An 18,065-nucleotide genomic window follows, 5' to 3' on the forward strand; every position below is an offset into this window, starting at 1 on the left:
GATACGGGACAATCGGAACGACTCCTGGATCAACCTACGCGGAGGCAGCGTGTCCGGATTTGTAGAAAAGCCCGAGCCCGTACAGGTGCCGGGGCTCACCCACCTGCACACGGGCAAGGTGCGCGACCTGTACCGGAACGAGGCCGGTGACCTCGTCATGGTCGCCAGCGACCGGATTTCCGCGTACGACTGGGTCCTGCCCACCGAGATCCCGGACAAGGGCCGCGTGCTGACGCAGCTCTCGCTGTGGTGGTTCGACCAGCTCGCCGACCTCGTGCCGAACCACGTCCTGTCCACCGAGCTGCCGGCCGGTGCCCCCGCCGACTGGGCCGGCCGCACGACGATCTGCAGGTCGCTGCGGATGGTCCCGGTCGAGTGCGTCGCCCGCGGCTATCTGACGGGCTCCGGTCTCGTCGAGTACAACGCCTCGCGCACCGTCTGCGGCCTCGGCCTGCCCGAGGGCCTCGTCGACGGCTCCGAGCTCCCGGGATCGATCTTCACCCCCGCCACCAAGGCGGCCGTCGGCGACCACGACGAGAACGTGAGCTACGAGGAAGTGGCCCGCCAGGTCGGCGCCGAAACGGCGGCGCACCTGCGCCGGACGACGCTGGACGTGTACGGCCGGGCCCGTGACATCGCACGCGAGCGCGGGATCATCCTCGCGGACACGAAGTTCGAGTTCGGCTTCGCGCCCACCGCCGACGGCGGCGAGGAACTGATCATCGCGGACGAGGTGCTGACCCCGGACTCCTCGCGCTTCTGGCCCGCCGCCACCTGGGAGCCGGGCCACGCCCAGCCGTCGTACGACAAGCAGTTCGTGCGCGACTGGCTGACCTCGCCGGTCTCCGGCTGGGACCGCAGGAGCGAGCAGCCGCCGCCGGCGCTGCCGCAGGAGATCGTGGACGCGACCCGGGCCAAGTACCTGGAGGCGTACGAACTCCTCACCGGCATGCCCTGGCAGTAGCCGCCCCCGTCCCGGCACACGGACGAGCCCCGCACACGAAGAAGCCCCCGGCCGAAAGGCCGGGGGCTTCTTGCTGAACCGAGCGGACGACCAGGTTCGAACTGGCGACCTCAACCTTGGCAAGGTTGCGCTCTACCAACTGAGCTACGTCCGCAAGCGCCGAAGCGCGAGAACCACTATACCCAACCCCGCTCCCGCGCGAGACGCACCGCCGCGTGACGGTTCTCGGCCCCGAGCTTCGAGGCCGCGGACGAGAGGTAGTTCCGTACCGTTCCCTGCGTCAGCGAGGCCCGCTCCGCGATCTCCGCCACCGGCGCCCCGTCCGCCGCCAGCTCCAGCACCTCGGCCTCGCGCACGGTCAGCGGCGAGTCCCCGGCCGCGATCGCGTCGGCCGCCAACTCCGGATCCACGTAACGGTTCCCGGCGTGCACGGTACGGATGATCCCGGCCAGCTGCCGGGCGCTGACGGTCTTCGGCACGAACGCCCGCACGCCCGCCGCGAGGGCCCGTTTCAGATGTCCCGGCCGACCGTGGCTGGTCACGATCATGGTGCGGCAGCCCGGGAGTTCGGACCGCAGCGATGTGGCGACGCTCACACCGTCCGCCCCCGGCATCTCCAGGTCCAGGACCGCCACATCGGGACGGTGCGCGCGGGCCATGGCGAGCGCCTCGGGCCCGGTCGCCGCCTCCGCGACCACCACCAGGTCGTCCTCCAGCGCGAGCAGCGCGGCGAGCGCGCCCCGGATCAGGTGCTCGTCATCGGCGAGCAGCACCCGCACCGCAGTCATCGTCGCTCCTCCAGAAAGGCCGTACGCGTTTCCGTACCCGGCACGTCGGCGGAAGCCGTACCCGGTGTGTCCTCGGAGGTCGTGCCCGGTACATCCCCGACGGTCGTGCCCGACGCGTCCTCGGAGGCCGTACGCGACGCGACTCCCGAAGCCGTCCACGACGCGGCGCGGGTCCTTCGGCCCGTGTCCGGGCGGGGCAGCGGGATTCTCGCGGTCAGCCGGAAGAGCCCGTCGCCCGCCGCTCCCGCGTCCAGCGAGCCGTCGAGGGAGCCGAGCCGTTCGCGCAGTCCGGTCAGCCCGGAACCGCTCCCGCCGGAAGCGAAATCACCGGTCGTGGCCGTGGCCGACGCGCCGTCGTTCTCGACCTCCAGCACCACCTCGTCCGCCGAGGCGGTGAGCCGGATCGTGCAGCGTCGGGGGTCGCCGTGCCGCAGCACGTTGGTGGCCGCCTCGCGCACCACCCAGCCGAGGGCGGCCTGGACGGGCGCGGCCAGTTCGGCGCCGCTGTCGCCCACCACCGCGCACTCGATGCCGGCCGCCCGCAACACGCCTTTCGCCCCGGCCAGTTCCGTACTCAGATCCGCCTCCCGGTAGCCCCGTACGACATCCCGGACCTCCTGCTGGGAGGCGCGGGCGATGCGCTGCACCTCGACCATCTGGTCCACCGCCTGGGGCCTGCCGCGCTGGGCCAGCTCCACCGCCAGCTCGCTCTTGAGCGCGATCACGGCGAGATTGCGGCCCAGTACGTCGTGCATGTCCCGCCCGAACCGCAGCCGCTCCTCGGCGACAGCGAGCCGGGCCTGCACGTCCCGGGCCTCCTCCGCCTGCCACATCACGCTCAGGCTCCAGGTGCTCGGACGTACGGAGATCAGGACCAGCACACAGCCGAAGAGCGTGGCCGGCACCACGCCGGCCAGGACTCCGCCCCGCACCCCGGCGGCCGCGAGGACGCCGGTGGTCAGCGCGACGAGGCCGAGCGACTGGACCAGGAACGTGCGGACCGGGACCAGCAGGACCTGTGTCATCACCAGCGCCATCGGTGCGTTCATGGTCATCATCAGCAGCCCCGCTCCGCCGACGCCGTCCACGGCGGCCAGCGCCGCCAGCAGTCCCAGCCCCACCAGCAGCAGGGCGAGCGGTGCGATCATCCGCTGCCGGGGGAACACGGAGGTGCCGACGTAGTGGTCGTACGACGGCCGCACATTGCGGCTGCTCAGCACGCACTGAGCCAGGCAGACCACGAGCAGGGCCAGGCCCAGCGCCAGCGGGAGCGGCGCATGGCGGATGTCCTCCTTCAGCGGAGCCAGCTGCCACGTCAGGGTGAAGATCCAGGGGATCGTCGACATGGTCAGCCGCGAGTACAGGTCGATCCGTTCCAGTTTGCTGCGTTCCTGCCAGCCGCGGCGCCAGCCACGTACGCGCGTCAGCACTGCATCACACCCCTCAGCGTCGCGGATCCCAGCGGAACCAGCGCTTGACAGCAAACACCGCGAGCAGGGTCCAGACCAACCCGGTCAGCGTGGCCCGCAGCAGGTCGGTGCCCTCCGCGCCGCCGAGCCAGCCGGCCCGTACGAGTGTCATCACTCCGGTCAGTGGCAGCAGCTCACACACCGACGCGAGCCGGTCCGGAAGGATCGCCAGCGGCACGAAGAGTCCCGAGCCCGTCAGTGAGGCGAAGAACAGCGGGAGGGTCGTGAGCTGGGCGGTCTGCACGGTGCGGGTGATCACCGAGGTGGCCGCGGCCAGCGCCGTCAGCAGCACCACGCCCATCGCCAGCCCCAGCAGGAGCAGCTCGGGGCGTTCGGGTGCGCCGAGGCCGAAGAAGGCGGTACCGGCCACGACGATCACGGTGGTCTGCGCCAGGGCGAGTGCGGCCGCAGGCAGCGCGGTTCCGGTCAGGATCTCCCCGTCGGTGACCTCGCCGGTACGCAGCCGCTTCAGGACCAGTTCCTCGCGCCGTGCCACGTAGGCGGCGACCATGTTCATGTAGACGGCCTGGAGCAGCACCGTTCCGATGCCGCCGGTGAGCGCCGCTCCGGCCACGGTCAGCCCGGTCCCGCCGAGATCCATCTGCTCGAACGTCGACTTCATCGCCAGGACCATCACGGCGGGCATGAACAGCGCGACGAAGACGGCCGTCTTGTTGCGGAGGAGCAGCGTCAGCTCGGCCCGTCCGAGGGCGGTCAGCCGGCCTCGGGCCGTCGTGGTCGGGGATCCGGTCGTCGCGGTGTTCGCACGCGTTGTCACGGTCGTCATGCCACAGCCACCTTTTCGGTTCCGGTTCCGCTTCCGGTCTTGTTCTCGGTCTCGGCCTCGGCCGTGTTCTCGGGTTCGTTCTCGGTCTTCGCCGCGGACCTGGCGATGTCGAGGAATGCCTCTTCGAGCGAGGCCGACCGCGCATCGAGCCCGATCAGCCGGACGTCCGACTCCGTTGCCCAGCGCAGCAGTTCGGCCAGTGACTCCTGGAGACGGTGGGTACGGATCTCGATCCGCGGGCCGTCGGCCGCGGCGCGCAGACTCAGCGGCAGCTGTCCCGCGGCGGTCCCGGCGGGCAGCTCGAACCGGATCCGGGACGGCCGCGCGGCCGTCACCTCCGCGGTGGTGCCCGAGGTCACGATCCGTCCCCGGTGCATGATCGCCAGCCGGTCGGCGAGTGCCTCGGCCTCCTCCAGGTAGTGCGTGGTGAGCAGCACGGTGATGCCGCCCTCCTGGAGCCGTCGCACCAGCGCCCAGGTGTCGCGCCGCCCCTCGGCGTCGAGGCCGGTGGTCGGTTCGTCGAGGAAGAGCACCTCGGGCCGTCCGAGAACGGCCAGCGCCAGATCCAGCCGCCGCCGCTCACCGCCGGAGAGCTGTTTGACCCGGACGCGCGCCCGGTGGCCGAGCCCCACCAGGTCCAGGGCCTCGCCGGTGGGCCGGGCCCCGCTGGTGCAGCCCGCCCACATCCGTACCGTCTCGGTGGTCGTCAGGTCGGAGGGGAAGCCGCCCTCCTGGAGCATCACCCCGATCCGGGGGCGGACTGCGGCGCGTTCCTCGTACGGGTCGTGGCCGAGCACCCGGATCGTTCCGCCGTCGGGGCGGGCCAGACCCTCCAGCAGTTCGACGGTGGAGGTCTTGCCGGCGCCGTTCGTGCCGAGCAGGGCGAACAGCTCGCCGCGTGCCACGGAGAAGGAGACGCCGGTCACGGCCTCGAAGCCGCCCGCATAACTGCGTCGGACACCGTCCGCCTCGATCACGCACTCATGGGGAATTTCGTCGAAGGCCATGACTCAAGGCTTCCTCCCGGACGGCGCCGGGAGCAGTGCGAGCTGTCATCGCAGTCCATGACAAACGTCATGGGGGGTGCGGACGGTGTGGATATGACCGAGATCGAATACGAAGAAGCCCCCGGCCGAAAGACCGGGGGCTTCTTACTGAACGAGCGGACGACCAGGTTCGAACTGGCGACCTCAACCTTGGCAAGGTTGCGCTCTACCAACTGAGCTACGTCCGCATTGCGACCACTCGGCTTTCACCGGTGGAGCGAGCACTACTCTACCTGATCCACTGGAGTGGTTGAGGAAGAGTGATGCAGAGCGGGTGACAGGAATTGCACACTGCGCCTTCCCCCTGGAAGGGGGATGTTCTACTACTGAACTACACCCGCACGCTGCTTGGGGCCCGGCTTTTCGGCCTTGCCCTTCGGCGTGCTCCAGACTCTAGCCGACCTGCAGGGGTGTCGCGCAAGTCGGCTTCCGCGAGGTGTCCACGTCGGCTCCCGCGAGGTGTCGTCGAGGAGGCCGGTGCCGGGCGGTCCGATACCCCCGCCCGGCACCGGCCGTCCGGCGCTTCCGCTCAACTGGCTTCTTGGAACGCCTCGTAGACCTTCTTGGGAATCCGGCCGCGGGCCGGCACCTCCATCCGGTGTGACCGGGCCCAGGCGCGCACGGCCGCCGGGGCGGGTGCGAGCGAGGTGTGCCGGTACGAGACGGGAACCTTGCCGTGCTTGCCGGCATTTGTCTGCTTACGGCCCGCCGCCATGTACGGGGCCAGAGCCTTGCGCAGTTTCTTTGCATTGGACGGATTGAGGTCGATCTCGTACGACTTCCCGTCCAGCGCGAAGGTGACCGTTTCCGCTGCCGCTCCCCCGTCGATGTCGTCGGAGAGTGTGACCACTACGCGCTGAGCCACGGATATCGGTCCTTTCCTGCGGCATCTGCGCGTCTGACATGCGCGGATGCCGGCCTTCCGGCTGTGAGCGCGGATGAGGGCCGGCTGGTGCCGGCCGTTCCGGGGCAATGTCGCTTTCCCCGGTAATCATTTGTACAGCGATGGGCACCGCATTGTGAAGCCCACCCAATTACGTGCGCGTGTCAGCCTGCTATGTGTGCTGCTGGTGGGGATTTTTTCCGCAGGATTTTCCGTATCCGTTGCCACATCCGTTCCCGCGTGCGTTCCCGGTTCCGTTCCCTCCGCACCTCCCCGGTTCACGCCGATATCTCGGCGTGAACCGGCCCGCCCTATATCTACCCGCGTAGAATTTCTGGACAGGTACGCTGAGGGGACCCGCGGGGGTCCTGGGGAACCCCCCGGAGAAACAGCCGCACCACACCACCACACCGGGAGTGCCAGTGGCACGCGTCGTAGTCGACGTCATGCTCAAGCCCGAGATCCTCGACCCGCAGGGACAGGCTGTGCAGCGTGCGCTGCCCCGTCTCGGCTTCGAGGGAATCGCGGACGTACGTCAGGGAAAGCGTTTCGAGCTGGAGGTCGAGGGGCCGGTCGACGAGGCCGCCCTCACCCGTATTCACGAGATGGCCGAGACGTTCCTCGCCAACACCGTCATCGAGGACTTCACCGTGAAGGTGGAGAAGGCCGAGGAGTCGAAGTGACTGCTCGTATCGGAGTCGTCACCTTTCCGGGCACCCTCGACGACCAGGACAGCCTGCGAGCCGTACGGGTGGCGGGCGCCGAGCCCGTTTCGCTGTGGCACCGCGACAAGGATCTGCACCAGGTCGACGCGGTCATCCTGGCGGGCGGTTTCTCCTACGGCGACTATTTGCGGGCCGGAGCCATCTCCCGCTTCTCGCCGGTCATGGAGACCGTGATCGAGCAGGCGAAGGCGGGCATGCCGGTTCTCGGTATCTGCAACGGCTTCCAGATCCTGACCGAGGCACATCTGCTGCCCGGCGCGATGCTGCGCAACAACCACCTGCACTTCATCTGCCGCGACCAGAAACTGCGCGTCGAGAACGCGGACACCGCCTGGACCTCGGACTACTCCGAGGGTCAGGAGATCTCCGTTCCCCTCAAGAACATGGACGGCCGCTACACCGCCGACGAGCACACGCTCGACGAGCTGGAGGCCGAGGGCCGCGTGGCGTTCCGTTACGTGGACGTCAACCCCAACGGCTCGCTGCGCGACATCGCCGGCATCTCCAACGCCGCGGGCAACGTCGTCGGTCTGATGCCGCACCCCGAGCACGCCGTCGAGCCGCTGATCGGCACCGGTCGCACCGACGGTCTCGGGTTCTTCACCTCGATCATCAAGAAGCTGGTCAACGCATGAGCCTGGACACGGTCAAGCACGCGGCCGAAACCCCGGACACCGAGCAGCCCTGGAAGGAACTCGGCCTCAAGGAGGACGAGTACGCCAAGGTCCGCGAGATCCTGGGCCGCCGTCCCACCGGCGCCGAGCTCGCCATGTACTCCGTGATGTGGTCCGAGCACTGCTCCTACAAGAGCAGCAAGGTCCACCTCAAGCAGTTCGGCGAGAAGGTCCCCGCCAACGACGCGATGCTCGTCGGCATCGGCGAGAACGCCGGCGTGGTCGACGTCGGCCAGGGGTACGCGGTCACCTTCAAGGTCGAGTCGCACAACCACCCCTCGTACATCGAGCCCTACCAGGGCGCGGCCACCGGCGTCGGCGGCATCGTCCGCGACATCCTCGCGATGGGCGCGCGGCCGATCGCGGTCGTCGACCCGCTGCGCTTCGGCGCGGCCGACCACCCCGACACCAAGCGGGTCCTGCCGGGCGTCGTCGCGGGCATCGGCGGTTACGGCAACTGCCTGGGCCTGCCGAACATCGGCGGCGAGGTCGTCTTCGACGCCTGCTACCAGGGCAACCCGCTCGTCAACGCCGGCTGCATCGGCGTGATGAGGCACGAGGACATCCACCTCGCCCAGGCCTCCGGCCCCGGCAACAAGGTCATCCTCTACGGCGCCCGCACCGGCGGCGACGGCATCGGCGGCGTCTCCGTGCTGGCCTCGGAGACCTTCGAGTCGACCGGTCCGGCCAAGCGCCCGGCCGTCCAGGTCGGCGACCCGTTCCAGGAGAAGCTCCTGATCGAGTGCACCCTGGAGATCTTCAAGGAGAAGCTCGTCGCGGGCATCCAGGACCTCGGCGGCGCCGGGCTCTCCTGTGCCACCTCCGAGCTGGCCTCGGCCGGTTCGGGCGGTATGCGCGTCGAGCTGGACACCGTGCCGCTGCGCGACTCCTCCCTCTCGCCCGAGGAAATCCTCATGAGCGAGTCGCAGGAGCGCATGTGCGCGATCGTCGAGCCGCAGCACGTGGACCGCTTCCTGGAGATCTGCGAGAAGTGGGACGTCATCGCCACCGTCATCGGTGAGGTGACCGAGGGCTCGCGGCTGGAGATCTTCTGGCACGGCGAGCAGATCGTGGACGTGCCGCCGCGGTCCGTCGCCCACGAGGGCCCGACGTACCACCGCCCGTTCGCCCGTCCGTCCTGGCAGGACGCCCTCCAGGCCGACGACGCCGGCAAGCTGGCCCGTCCGGCCAACGGCGCCGAGCTGCGCGAGCAGGTACTGCGGCTGGTCTCCTCGCCGAACCAGGCCTCCAAGTCCTGGATCACGGACCAGTACGACCGCTTCGTGCAGGGCAACACCGTGCTCGCGATGCCCGAGGACGCCGGCATGGTCCGCATCGACGAGGAGTCCAACCTCGGCGTGGCCATGGCGACCGACGGCAACGGCCGGTACGCGAAGCTCGACCCGTACACCGGTGCGCAGCTCGCGCTGGCGGAGTCGTACCGCAACGTCGCCGCCTCCGGCGCCAAGCCGCTCGCCATCTCGGACTGCCTGAACTTCGGCTCGCCCGAGGACCCGGACGTCATGTGGCAGTTCGCCGAGGCCACCCGTGGTCTGGCCGACGGCTGCCTGGAGCTGGGCACGCCGGTCACCGGCGGCAACGTGTCGCTGTACAACCAGACCGGTGACACGGCGATCCACCCGACGCCGGTCGTGGCCGTGCTCGGCGTGATCGACGACGTCACCCGGCGTACGCCGGTCGCCTTCAAGGAAGAGGGCCAGCTCCTCTACCTGCTCGGCGACACCCACGAGGAGTTCGGCGGCTCGGCCTGGTCCGAGGTCGTCCACCAGCACCTCGGCGGCATGCCGCCCAAGGTCGACCTGGGCCGCGAGAAGCTGCTCGGCGAGATCCTGATCTCGGCCTCCCGCGACGGCATGATCGACGCGGCGCACGACCTGTCCGACGGCGGTCTGATCCAGGCGGTCACCGAGTCCTGCCTGCGTGGCGGCAAGGGTGCCCGGCTGGTCGTGCCGGACGGTCTGGACGCGTTCACCTTCCTGTTCTCCGAGTCGGCGGGACGCGCGATCGTCTCGATCCCGCGCAGTGAGGAGCTCCGCTTCAACGACATGTGCGGGGCGCGGGGTCTGCCCGTGGCCCGGATCGGTGTCGTGGACGGCGAGGAGATCGAGGTCCAGGGCGAGTTCGGCATCCCGCTGAGCGAGCTGCGTACGGCGCACGAGGGGACGATCCCCGCGCTGCTGGCGTAGTTCCGGCCCGCGCACTGTCGCAGAGGCTCCCACCCGGTCCGCTTCCGTCCGGGTGGGAGCCTTTCGGTTTTCCGCTTTCCACGCGCCGGTTCCCGTGCGCGGCCCCCTTGCGCTGGATTACGTAATTACGTAATCTAGATGAATGGAACTGGAAGAGCGTGTCTCGGAGCTGGAGCGGCGGCTTGAGGCGCTCGTGGGTGACCGCCCGGATGTCCCGCGCCCGACGGGGGCCGATTTCTGGGCCCTGGAAGGGCTGAAGCAACAGCTCTCCGGGGCCGGGACCGCCGATGGCGGTGTGTTGTACACGGGCGCGGTACGACTGCCGACGGGCGAGCGGTACGAGTGGCAGTACAGCGCGCTGACGGAACAGCTGCTGGAGGTCGGGGAGGCGGGTGATCCCGGGGAGCCGGGCGCCGACTGGTCGAATGCCGCGGAGTCGTTCGCCGCGCTCGGACATCCGGTGCGGCTGCGGTTGCTGCGGGAGATCCTGGGCGGCCGGCGCACGGCCGCAGAGCTCGCCGCGCTCGACGAGACCGGCACGACGGGGCAGATCTACCACCATCTGCGTCAACTGACCGGTGCGGGCTGGCTGCACACGACGGGACGGGGACGGTACGAGGTCCCGGGTGCCCGGGTGGTGCCGCTGCTGGTGGCCCTCACAACAGCCAGATCCTGAAGAACGCGTACGACGAAGCAGGCAATCCGAGGAACGCGTACGACGAAACAGACGATCCAGGGGGAAGTCATGTCTGTCCGTAAAGCTGTCATGGTGCTGTACCGGGTCTGCTGGATCGCCTTCTTCGTGATGGTGGTCATCAGCCTCTTTCCCCGGCCGCCGTTCCCGTACTGGCTGACCTGGGTGCCGGCTGCCGCCGCAGTCGCCCTCGGTCTGACGACGGGCCGCAGGGGCCGGGCAGCGGCGGCGGACCCACGGCCCGCGGTGGAGGTCGAGCCGCCGGTGACGGGGCGCTGGACGGCACTGAACAGCCCGGCGGACAGGGTGCCCAGCCATGGGGTGCACGCCTATGGGCAGACGTACGCGATCGACATCGTGGCCGAGCCGGAGCCGGAGCCGGAGCCGAGGTCGGGATCGGGGTCGGGGCCGGAGCCAGGGCCGGATCGTGGGCCTGGTTCTGGTTCCGGCCCCGAGGGGCGCGCCGTCCTGTCCCGTCCGAAGTTCCGCGTTCTGTGGCCCGTCGCCCGGCGCAACCACCACTTCCCGGCCTTCGGGGCTCCGCTCCTCGCGGTGGCCGACGGCACGGTGGTGCACGCCTCGCACGGCCGCCGCGACCACCTCAGCCGCAACTCCGGCCCCGCGCTCGCCTACTTGATGCTGATAGAGGCGTCCGTGCGGGACGTGCGGGGCGCTGGCGCCATCGTCGGGAACCACATCGTGCTGGACCTGGGCGACGGTACGTATGCCATGTACGCCCATCTGCGGCACGGCTCGATCCGGGTGCGGGCGGGGGAGAGGGTCCGGGCCGGCCAGCCTCTCGCCGAGTGCGGAAACTCCGGGAATTCCACCGAACCACATGTGCATTTCCAGCTGATGGACGATCCGGATCTGGATGTGGCGGTCGGAATTCCGTTCACCTGGCGGGGGATAGGCGTTCCGGCGAACGGTGAGGCATTCACGGCCGGGGCAGCGGTTCACGGAAGTCCGGCCGGGGAGCGCGGAGGGGAGCCGGGAGCGGCTCAGGCCTCCTGAGTCCGGACGGCCCCGGGCAGCCGGGTGGCCAGGAACGCGGCGAGGATCATCACGCCGGTGGCGCAGTAGAACACCACGTTGGTCGAGGAGACGAAGGCGCGCAGCGCCTGCTGGTGGGCGGCTCCCGTCAGCTCACCGATCCCGCCGGCCGGCCCGCCCGGCCCGCGGGCCGCGTACACCCGGCTCAGCACGGTGCCGAAGACGGACGCGCCCAGGGCGCTGCCGAGGGTCTGGAAGAAGCGGACCCCGGTGGTGGCCACGCCCAGTTGGTGGGCCGGTGCGGTGTCCTGGACCAACTGGATGAGCTGCCCGACCAGCTGGCCGAAGCCCAGGCCCATCATCAGCATCGCGGTACGCACCATCCACAGGCTGGTGCGGTACGCACCATCCACAGGCTGGTGTCCGTCGTGAGGGTGGCCAGCAGGGCGAGGGCGGCGGAGGCGCAGACCGTGCCACTGACGACGAACGTCTTCTGCGACCAGCCGGCCGCGGTGAGACGCCCCGAGGCCAGGCCGACCACCGTCATGCCGACGGCCATCGGGAGCAGGAAGAGCCCGGCCGAGGATGCGGCGACCCCTCGTGCGACCTGGAGATAGATCATGACGTAGACGATCGTTCCCATCATCGCGGCGCCGACCAGGCCCTGGATGGCGAAGCCGTTCCGCATCGCCGGGACGGTGAACAGGGAGAGCGGAAGGATCGGTTCGGCCGCGGTCGCCTGGCGCCACAGGAAGAGCCCGAGGGTGACGGCCGCGGTGACGAGGAGGCCCGCGATCAGCGGCGAGGACCAGGCGTACTGCTGACCGCCCCACTCGGTGACCAGGAGCAGCGTGGTGGAGAAGGCGGCGGCGAGAGCGGCGCCGGGGAAGTCGATGCGGCGGCGCGCGGTGTGAGCGGGGAGCTTCAGCAGGGTGATGGCCGCGACCAGTACCGCGATGCCGACCGGAAGGTTGACGTAGAAGATCCACCGCCACCCGGCGTGGTCGGAGAGGGCTCCGCCGATCCAGGGTCCGAGCGCCATTCCCGCACCGGCGATGACGCCGCCGAGGTTGCCACCCTTGCTGCCGCCCGCACCGCTGTCCCCGCCGCTACCGCTACCGCTACCGCTACCGCTGGCGCTGGCGCTGGCGCTGTCGTTGTTGCGGTTGCCTTCTTTGTCTCCGCTCTTGGTGCTGCCCGCGCCGGTGTCGTGGTCCGCGCCGCCGGCCTCGTCCTTCGGACCTCCGAGTTGGCGCAGGACGACCATGGTGACGCTCATCAGGCCGCCGCCGCCGATGCCCTGGAGGGCGCGGGCGGCGATCAGTTCGCCCATGGACTGGGCCATTCCGCACAGGGCCGAGCCGGCCAGGAAGGTGGCGAGTGCGCCGATGAAGATGTTCTTCGAGCCGAGCGAGTCGCAGAGCTTCCCGTACAGCGGGAGCGCGGCGGTCGCGGCGAGCTGATAGGCGGCGATCAACCAGGCGATCCGGTCGACACCGTGGACCGGATCGAGATCGCGGACGATCGGCACGGTCGCCGAGGAAACGATGTTCGAGTCGAGCACGGCCAGCAGGATCGTGGTGATGCAGAGGACGAAGCCGATGACGCGGTTCCGGCTGGTGGGCTGCGAACTGCTGGTGGGCCGCGAGCCGGTGGGTTGCCGGGCCGTGATGGCGGTTGTCCCGGGCTCGGTCTTCGCTTCGGGCATGGCAGGGCTCCCCTCCGGAGCGGCATGGCGTCGCTGTGGTGGGCACCACTCTCCCGACTAAAATGAACTCGGTCAAGTTTTAATCCGAGATTAAATTTCATCCTGGTACAGTGATGTCATGACCGAGGGGCTGAGCCTGCGTGAGCGCAAGAAGATCCAGACGCGACGCCGTCTGCTGGCCGAGGCCACGAAGCTCTTCACCGAGCGTGGCTTCGACCAGGTCTCGGTCGCGGAGATCGCCGAAGCGGCCGAGGTGTCGAAGATGACGGTCTTCAACTACTTCGACAGCAAAGAGGATCTGGTCTTCGCGCCGATGGAGGAGCACATCGATGATGTCGCTCAGGTGGTGCGGGACCGGGAGCCCGGTGAGTCGGCCGTGGCCGGCGTGCGCCGCCACTTCCTGACCGCCATCGAGAACCGGGACGCCTCGGTGGGGATGAGCGATTCGCCGGTGGCGCTCGGACTCCTTCAGTTGATCCAGCAGACGCCCACGCTGCTCACCCGGGCCCACGCCTTCTTCGTGCTCTCCTTCGACCAGCTGACCGACGTTCTGGTCGAGGAGGGCGAGGAGCCGGCCATCGCGCGCATCGTGGCCGCCCAGCTCATCGGCACCCGCAACGCCCTGATCACGGAGAACCACCGGCGGCTGCTCGCCGGGGAGCCGGTCGAGGAGATCGCCGCGGACGCCGTGGTGATCGCCGGGCGCGGGTTCGACCTGCTCGAAAAGGGGCTGGGCGACTACGCGACCCGCGCCCCGGGCGGGAGCTGAAAATCCCGACCGCATCCCCTGCATCCCCCGCATCCCCCGCACCCCGCGCCCAGCCCCCGCAGGGGGCAGGGGCGAAGCCGTAGGCTCCTCGTCATGCCGCCGTCCCAGAAGCGCGCCCGCCGCTACGACCCGGTCAGGACCCGCGCCGCGGTCCTGGCGCAGTTCGCCCTTGTCCGGAAAGCCGTTGGTGCCCTCACGGACCAGCAGTTGGACGGGCCGAGCGGCCTAGGCGACTGGACGGTACGTGAACTGGCCGTCCACCTGACCATGGCGCTCTCGCACGTCAGCCGGAGTCTGGAGCTTCCCGAGCCGGCCCTCGCCAAGCCCGATGTCACGCTCCTGGAGTGGCCGTTCTCGACCGCCGGGCGGGCCGGACGGATCGCGGACGACACCGCGGCGCTCGCCGCCGGGCACCCGGATGTGAACGCGCTCTACGGGGAGGTCGCCGACCGCTTCGAGTCGCTCGTGGCCGGCGTGTCCGAGGACCGGCTGCTGCCCACCCGGGTCGGCGCGATGCGCCTGGGCGACTTCCTGGTCACCCGGACCGTGGAGCTCGTCGTCCACACGTACGACCTCAACGAGGCGGCCGGGCTCGACATCCCGTACGACCGTCAGGCGCTCGCCGCCTGCACCCGGTTGCTCGCCGACGCGCTGGCGGAGAAGGCGCCGGGCGGTTCGGTCGAGGTGAGGGTCCCGCCGTTCGCCGTCGTCCAGTGCGTCCAGGGCCCGAAGCACACCCGGGGCACCCCGCCCAATGTCGTCGAGACCGATCCGGTCACCTGGTTCCGACTGGCCACCGGGCGGACGGAGTGGGCGCGGGCACTCGACGCGGCGAAGGTCAGCGCCAGCGGCGAGCGTGCGGACCTCGCCGCACTGCTGCCCCTGATGGGCTAGGGCGGGTTTCGGAAGTCCCGCCTGCCCGGCGGTGTCTGGCACGCACGCTCGCCGCGTTGTCGGGATCGCGCCGATACAACCAGTATCGGGGCGACCCTCCGCCTTGCGATCGCACGCACCGGACGCCGCCGGGCCCGCCCTTCAGGCGGAGGGCGCTACTTTCGAAACACGCCCTGGACCCTGATGGGCTGGACCCGAACCCCTGGACCGACCGGTAGCAAAAGGCTTGCGACCGGCCGGCAGCCAAGGCTCGCAACCGACCGACGGCCAACGTCCGAGACCGACCGGCCGGTCTGCGACACCCCTGGCCCTCGCCCCCCTCCACGCCACGGCCCCCAAGCACGCCCCCGCGTCCGCCCCCCAGATACCGCATACCGGTCGCCCCGGTGTGAGGCTCACCACGAAACGAGCGTTCGGCCACCCCGCCGCACGCCCCCGGGGACCGGCTCACGGAGCGCCACGAAGCGGTCCGGGGAGTCCCCGGCGCCCTGGCCCGATCCAGTTGGCAATCCGCCGGTGATCCGGGCGACAACTGCCCTGCGGCCCTCGCGGCGGGCCGCCGTCCCTCGCACGGCGATCACTCCGGGTGACCGACCGGGCAGCATCGGGAAGGGGCCGCGGGGGCGCTCGCCCCGTGCCACGGCCGGGTGTCCCCATTCGGACCAGTGGTCGATCTCGCCTACACTCGGTGGTGTGCCTCGTGGTGATGGACGACTCAACCACGACCTGCTCCCCGGAGAGAAAGGCCCCCAGGACGCTTGCGGCGTCTTCGGTGTCTGGGCTCCGGGCGAAGAGGTCGCCAAGCTCACCTATTTCGGACTGTATGCCCTGCAGCACCGTGGACAGGAGTCCGCGGGCATCGCAGTGAGCAACGGGTCCCAGATCCTGGTCTTCAAGGACATGGGACTGGTCTCGCAGGTCTTCGACGAAACTTCTCTGGGATCACTCCAGGGCCATATCGCGGTCGGTCATGCCCGCTACTCCACCACCGGTGCCTCGGTGTGGGAGAACGCGCAGCCGACGTTCCGTGCGACCGCGCACGGCTCGATCGCCCTGGGTCACAACGGCAACCTGGTCAATACGGCGCAGCTCGCCGAGATGGTCGCCGACCTCCCGCGCAAGGACGGCCGTGCCACCCAGGTCGCCGCGACCAACGACACCGATCTGGTGACCGCGCTGCTCGCCGGCCAGACCGATGACGAGGGCAAGCCGCTCACCATCGAGGAAGCCGCCACCAAGGTGCTCCCCGAGGCGAAGGGGGCCTTCTCCCTCGTCTTCATGGATGAGCACACCCTTTACGCCGCCCGTGACCCGCAGGGCATCCGCCCGCTGGTGCTGGGCCGGCTGGAGCGCGGCTGGGTGGTGGCCTCCGAGTCCGCCGCCCTCGACATCTGCGGCGCCAGTTTCGTCCGCGAGATCGAGCCCGGCGAGCTCGTCGCCATCGACGAGAACGGCCTGCGCACCTCCCGGTTCGCGGAAGCGAAGCCCAAGGGCTGTGTCTTCGAGTACGTCTATCTGGCCCGCCCCGACACCGATATCGCCGGGCGGAACGTGTACCTCTCCCGGGTGGAGATGGGCCGCAGGCTGGCCGCCGAGGCTCCCGCCGAGGCCGATCTGGTCATAGCGACTCCGGAATCCGGCACTCCCGCCGCCATCGGTTACGCGGAGGCCAGCGGAATCCCGTTCGGTGCCGGACTGGTCAAGAACGCCTACGTCGGCCGGACCTTCATCCAGCCGTCCCAGACCATCCGGCAGCTGGGTATCCGTCTCAAGCTGAACCCCCTCAAGGAAGTCATCAAGGGCAAGCGCCTGGTGGTCGTCGACGACTCGATCGTCCGCGGCAACACCCAGCGCGCGCTGGTCCGGATGCTCCGCGAGGCGGGCGCCGCCGAGATCCACATCCGGATCTCGTCCCCGCCGGTGAAGTGGCCCTGCTTCTTCGGCATCGACTTCGCGACCCGCGCCGAGCTGATCGCCAACGGCATGTCCGTCGACGAGATCGCCACGTCGATGGGGGCCGACTCGCTCTCGTACATCTCGATCGACGCGATGATCGAGGCGACGACGATCGACAAGCCGAATCTCTGCCGCGCCTGCTTCGACGGCGAGTACCCGATGGAGCTTCCGGACCCGGAGCTGCTCGGCAAGCAGCTCCTGGAGACCGAGCTGGCGGCAGGCCCTGCGGCGACCGCCGCGGCCGACGCGCTGCGCCGTCCGTGACCCGGACCGTCCGGCAGCCTTTCCACCAGCCCCGTATCTCCACACGAAAGATCCCAGGCAATGTCTGAGACAACAGGTGCTTCCTACGCGGCAGCGGGCGTCGACATCGAGGCCGGCGACCGTGCCGTCGAGCTGATGAAGGAGTGGGTGAAGAAGACGCAGCGCCCCGAGGTCGCGGGCCTCGGTGGTCTCGGCGGCTTCGCCGGACTCTTCGACGCCTCGGCCCTCAAGCGCTACGAGCGTCCGCTGCTCGCCTCCGCCACCGACGGCGTCGGCACCAAGGTCGACCTCGCCCGCCGGATGGGCGTGTACGACACGATCGGCCGCGACCTCGTCGGCATGGTCGTGGACGACCTGGTCGTCTGCGGCGCGGAACCGCTCTTCATGACCGACTACATCTGTGTCGGCAAGGTGCACCCCGAGCGTGTCGCGGCCATCGTGAAGGGCATCGCCGAAGGCTGTGTGCTGGCGGGCTGTGCCCTGGTCGGCGGCGAGACCGCCGAACACCCCGGCCTGCTCGGCCCGGACGACTTCGATGTCGCCGGCGCCGGTACGGGTGTGGTGGAGGCCGACCGCATGCTGGGCCCCGACCGTATCCGCAAGGGTGACTCCGTCATCGCGATGGCGTCGTCCGGGCTTCACTCCAACGGGTACTCACTCGTCCGCCACGTCGTCTTCGACCGGGCCGGCTGGGCGCTGGACCGCGAGGTCGAGGAGTTCGGCCGGACGCTCGGCGAGGAGCTCCTGGAGCCCACCAGGATCTACTCGCTGGACTGCCTGGCGCTGACCCGTACGACCGAGGTGCACGGCTTCAGCCACGTCACCGGCGGTGGCCTGGCCAACAATCTGGCCCGGGTCGTCCCGGACGGACTGCACGCGACCGTGGACCGTTCCACCTGGACGCCCGGCGCGGTCTTCGACCTGGTGGGCAAGGCCGGTCAGGTCGAGCGGCTGGAGCTGGAGAAGACGCTCAACATGGGCGTCGGCATGATCGCGATCGTCCCGGCGGAGTCCGCCGACGCGGCCCTGACGACACTGGCGGACCGCGGCGTCGACTCCTGGGTCGCCGGCGAGATCACCGACCGCGGTGCGCACACGACGGGCGCGGAGCTCGTGGGCGAGTACGCGCGCTGAGTGTGGGCACGGAAGACGGCACCGGACGCCGGGCGGGTCGGCATGATCCGCCCGGCGTACCGGGACAGCGCGTTCGCCGAACCGAGCCGGCGTGCTCTTCGGACCGGGAC

15 protein-coding genes, 3 tRNA genes and 1 pseudogene are annotated in these 18,065 nt (G+C 69.8%); 10 read left to right on the forward strand and 9 right to left on the reverse strand.

Annotated elements, in window-relative coordinates:
• Window positions 1–49 precede the first annotated feature (49 nt).
• Entirely contained in the window at window positions 50–964 is a 915-nt protein-coding gene (locus AB0I52_RS23715; protein ID WP_363075656.1) for a phosphoribosylaminoimidazolesuccinocarboxamide synthase, read from the forward strand.
• An 81-nt stretch (window positions 965–1,045) separates the two neighbouring features.
• On the opposite strand, the gene AB0I52_RS23720 is transcribed toward AB0I52_RS23715, so the two are convergent.
• The 8 genes from AB0I52_RS23720 to AB0I52_RS23755 all read right to left on the reverse strand — a co-directional run bounded on the left by AB0I52_RS23720 (window position 1,046) and on the right by AB0I52_RS23755 (window position 5,919).
• Window positions 1,046–1,118: transfer RNA gene (locus tag AB0I52_RS23720), tRNA-Gly, on the reverse strand.
• A 22-nt stretch (window positions 1,119–1,140) separates the two neighbouring features.
• Window positions 1,141–1,752, reverse strand: coding sequence for a response regulator transcription factor (locus AB0I52_RS23725; protein WP_123460567.1), 612 nt, complete (start codon window positions 1,750–1,752; stop codon window positions 1,141–1,143).
• Window positions 1,749–3,182: a histidine kinase gene (locus AB0I52_RS23730; RefSeq protein WP_363075658.1), complete on the reverse strand. Its 1,434-nt coding sequence runs from the start codon at window positions 3,180–3,182 to the stop codon at window positions 1,749–1,751. Before AB0I52_RS23730 ends, AB0I52_RS23725 begins: the two co-directional genes overlap by 4 nt.
• A 13-nt stretch (window positions 3,183–3,195) precedes the next feature.
• A complete protein-coding gene (locus AB0I52_RS23735; RefSeq protein WP_363075660.1) occupies window positions 3,196–4,008 on the reverse strand; it encodes an ABC transporter permease in 813 nt (270 codons plus the stop codon).
• On the reverse strand, window positions 4,005–5,015 hold the full coding sequence (locus tag AB0I52_RS23740) for an ABC transporter ATP-binding protein (RefSeq protein WP_363075662.1): 1,011 nt from the start codon (window positions 5,013–5,015) through the stop codon (window positions 4,005–4,007). The genes AB0I52_RS23735 and AB0I52_RS23740 overlap by 4 nt, the downstream gene beginning before the upstream one ends.
• Before the next feature lie 154 nt (window positions 5,016–5,169).
• Window positions 5,170–5,242 (reverse strand) — tRNA-Gly (locus tag AB0I52_RS23745).
• Between the two features lie 81 nt (window positions 5,243–5,323).
• Window positions 5,324–5,395 (reverse strand) — tRNA-Gly (locus AB0I52_RS23750).
• A gap of 188 nt (window positions 5,396–5,583) precedes the next feature.
• A complete protein-coding gene (locus AB0I52_RS23755; RefSeq protein ID WP_363075664.1) occupies window positions 5,584–5,919 on the reverse strand; it encodes an Lsr2 family protein in 336 nt (111 codons plus the stop codon).
• Window positions 5,920–6,353: 434 nt separating this feature from the next.
• Here AB0I52_RS23755 and purS point away from each other — a divergent pair, with 434 nt between their 5' ends.
• The 5 genes from purS to AB0I52_RS23780 all read left to right on the forward strand — a co-directional run bounded on the left by purS (window position 6,354) and on the right by AB0I52_RS23780 (window position 11,251).
• On the forward strand, window positions 6,354–6,620 hold the full coding sequence (gene purS, locus AB0I52_RS23760; RefSeq protein ID WP_078617732.1) for a phosphoribosylformylglycinamidine synthase subunit PurS: 267 nt from the start codon (window positions 6,354–6,356) through the stop codon (window positions 6,618–6,620).
• Complete coding sequence (purQ, locus tag AB0I52_RS23765; RefSeq protein ID WP_363023096.1) at window positions 6,617–7,297, forward strand: phosphoribosylformylglycinamidine synthase subunit PurQ; 681 nt, start codon at window positions 6,617–6,619, stop codon at window positions 7,295–7,297. The genes purS and purQ overlap by 4 nt, the downstream gene beginning before the upstream one ends.
• Window positions 7,294–9,543 (forward strand): phosphoribosylformylglycinamidine synthase subunit PurL, encoded by a 2,250-nt coding sequence (purL, locus tag AB0I52_RS23770; RefSeq protein ID WP_363075666.1) that lies wholly within the window; start codon window positions 7,294–7,296, stop codon window positions 9,541–9,543. Before purQ ends, purL begins: the two co-directional genes overlap by 4 nt.
• 142 nt (window positions 9,544–9,685) lie before the next feature.
• Window positions 9,686–10,219, forward strand: a complete 534-nt coding sequence (locus AB0I52_RS23775; RefSeq protein ID WP_363075668.1) for a helix-turn-helix domain-containing protein — start codon at window positions 9,686–9,688, stop codon at window positions 10,217–10,219.
• Window positions 10,220–10,288: 69 nt separating this feature from the next.
• The gene (locus tag AB0I52_RS23780) at window positions 10,289–11,251 is read left to right on the forward strand and encodes a M23 family metallopeptidase (protein ID WP_363075670.1); all 963 of its coding nucleotides are present in this window, start codon (window positions 10,289–10,291) and stop codon (window positions 11,249–11,251) included.
• Here the strand turns inward: AB0I52_RS23780 and AB0I52_RS23785 are convergent.
• Window positions 11,239–12,833, reverse strand: a pseudogene (locus AB0I52_RS23785) (MFS transporter). The gene AB0I52_RS23780 and the pseudogene AB0I52_RS23785 overlap by 13 nt on opposite strands.
• A gap of 223 nt (window positions 12,834–13,056) precedes the next feature.
• Between AB0I52_RS23785 and AB0I52_RS23790 the strand changes: the two are divergent.
• The 4 genes from AB0I52_RS23790 (at window position 13,057) to purM (ending at window position 17,955) form a co-directional block, all read left to right on the forward strand.
• Window positions 13,057–13,707, forward strand: a complete 651-nt coding sequence (locus tag AB0I52_RS23790; RefSeq protein WP_363075672.1) for a TetR/AcrR family transcriptional regulator — start codon at window positions 13,057–13,059, stop codon at window positions 13,705–13,707.
• Between the two features lie 93 nt (window positions 13,708–13,800).
• Window positions 13,801–14,601, forward strand: a complete 801-nt coding sequence (locus AB0I52_RS23795) for a sterol carrier family protein (protein WP_363075674.1) — start codon at window positions 13,801–13,803, stop codon at window positions 14,599–14,601.
• 693 nt (window positions 14,602–15,294) lie between these two features.
• Window positions 15,295–16,821, forward strand: coding sequence for an amidophosphoribosyltransferase (gene purF, locus AB0I52_RS23800; RefSeq protein ID WP_363075676.1), 1,527 nt, complete (start codon window positions 15,295–15,297; stop codon window positions 16,819–16,821).
• A gap of 60 nt (window positions 16,822–16,881) precedes the next feature.
• A complete protein-coding gene (gene purM / locus AB0I52_RS23805) occupies window positions 16,882–17,955 on the forward strand; it encodes a phosphoribosylformylglycinamidine cyclo-ligase (RefSeq protein ID WP_363075678.1) in 1,074 nt (357 codons plus the stop codon).
• Window positions 17,956–18,065: the final 110 nt, after the last annotated feature.

This window comes from Streptomyces sp. NPDC050423, assembly GCF_040655445.1.
Classification (GTDB): Bacteria; Actinomycetota; Actinomycetes; order Streptomycetales; family Streptomycetaceae; genus Streptomyces.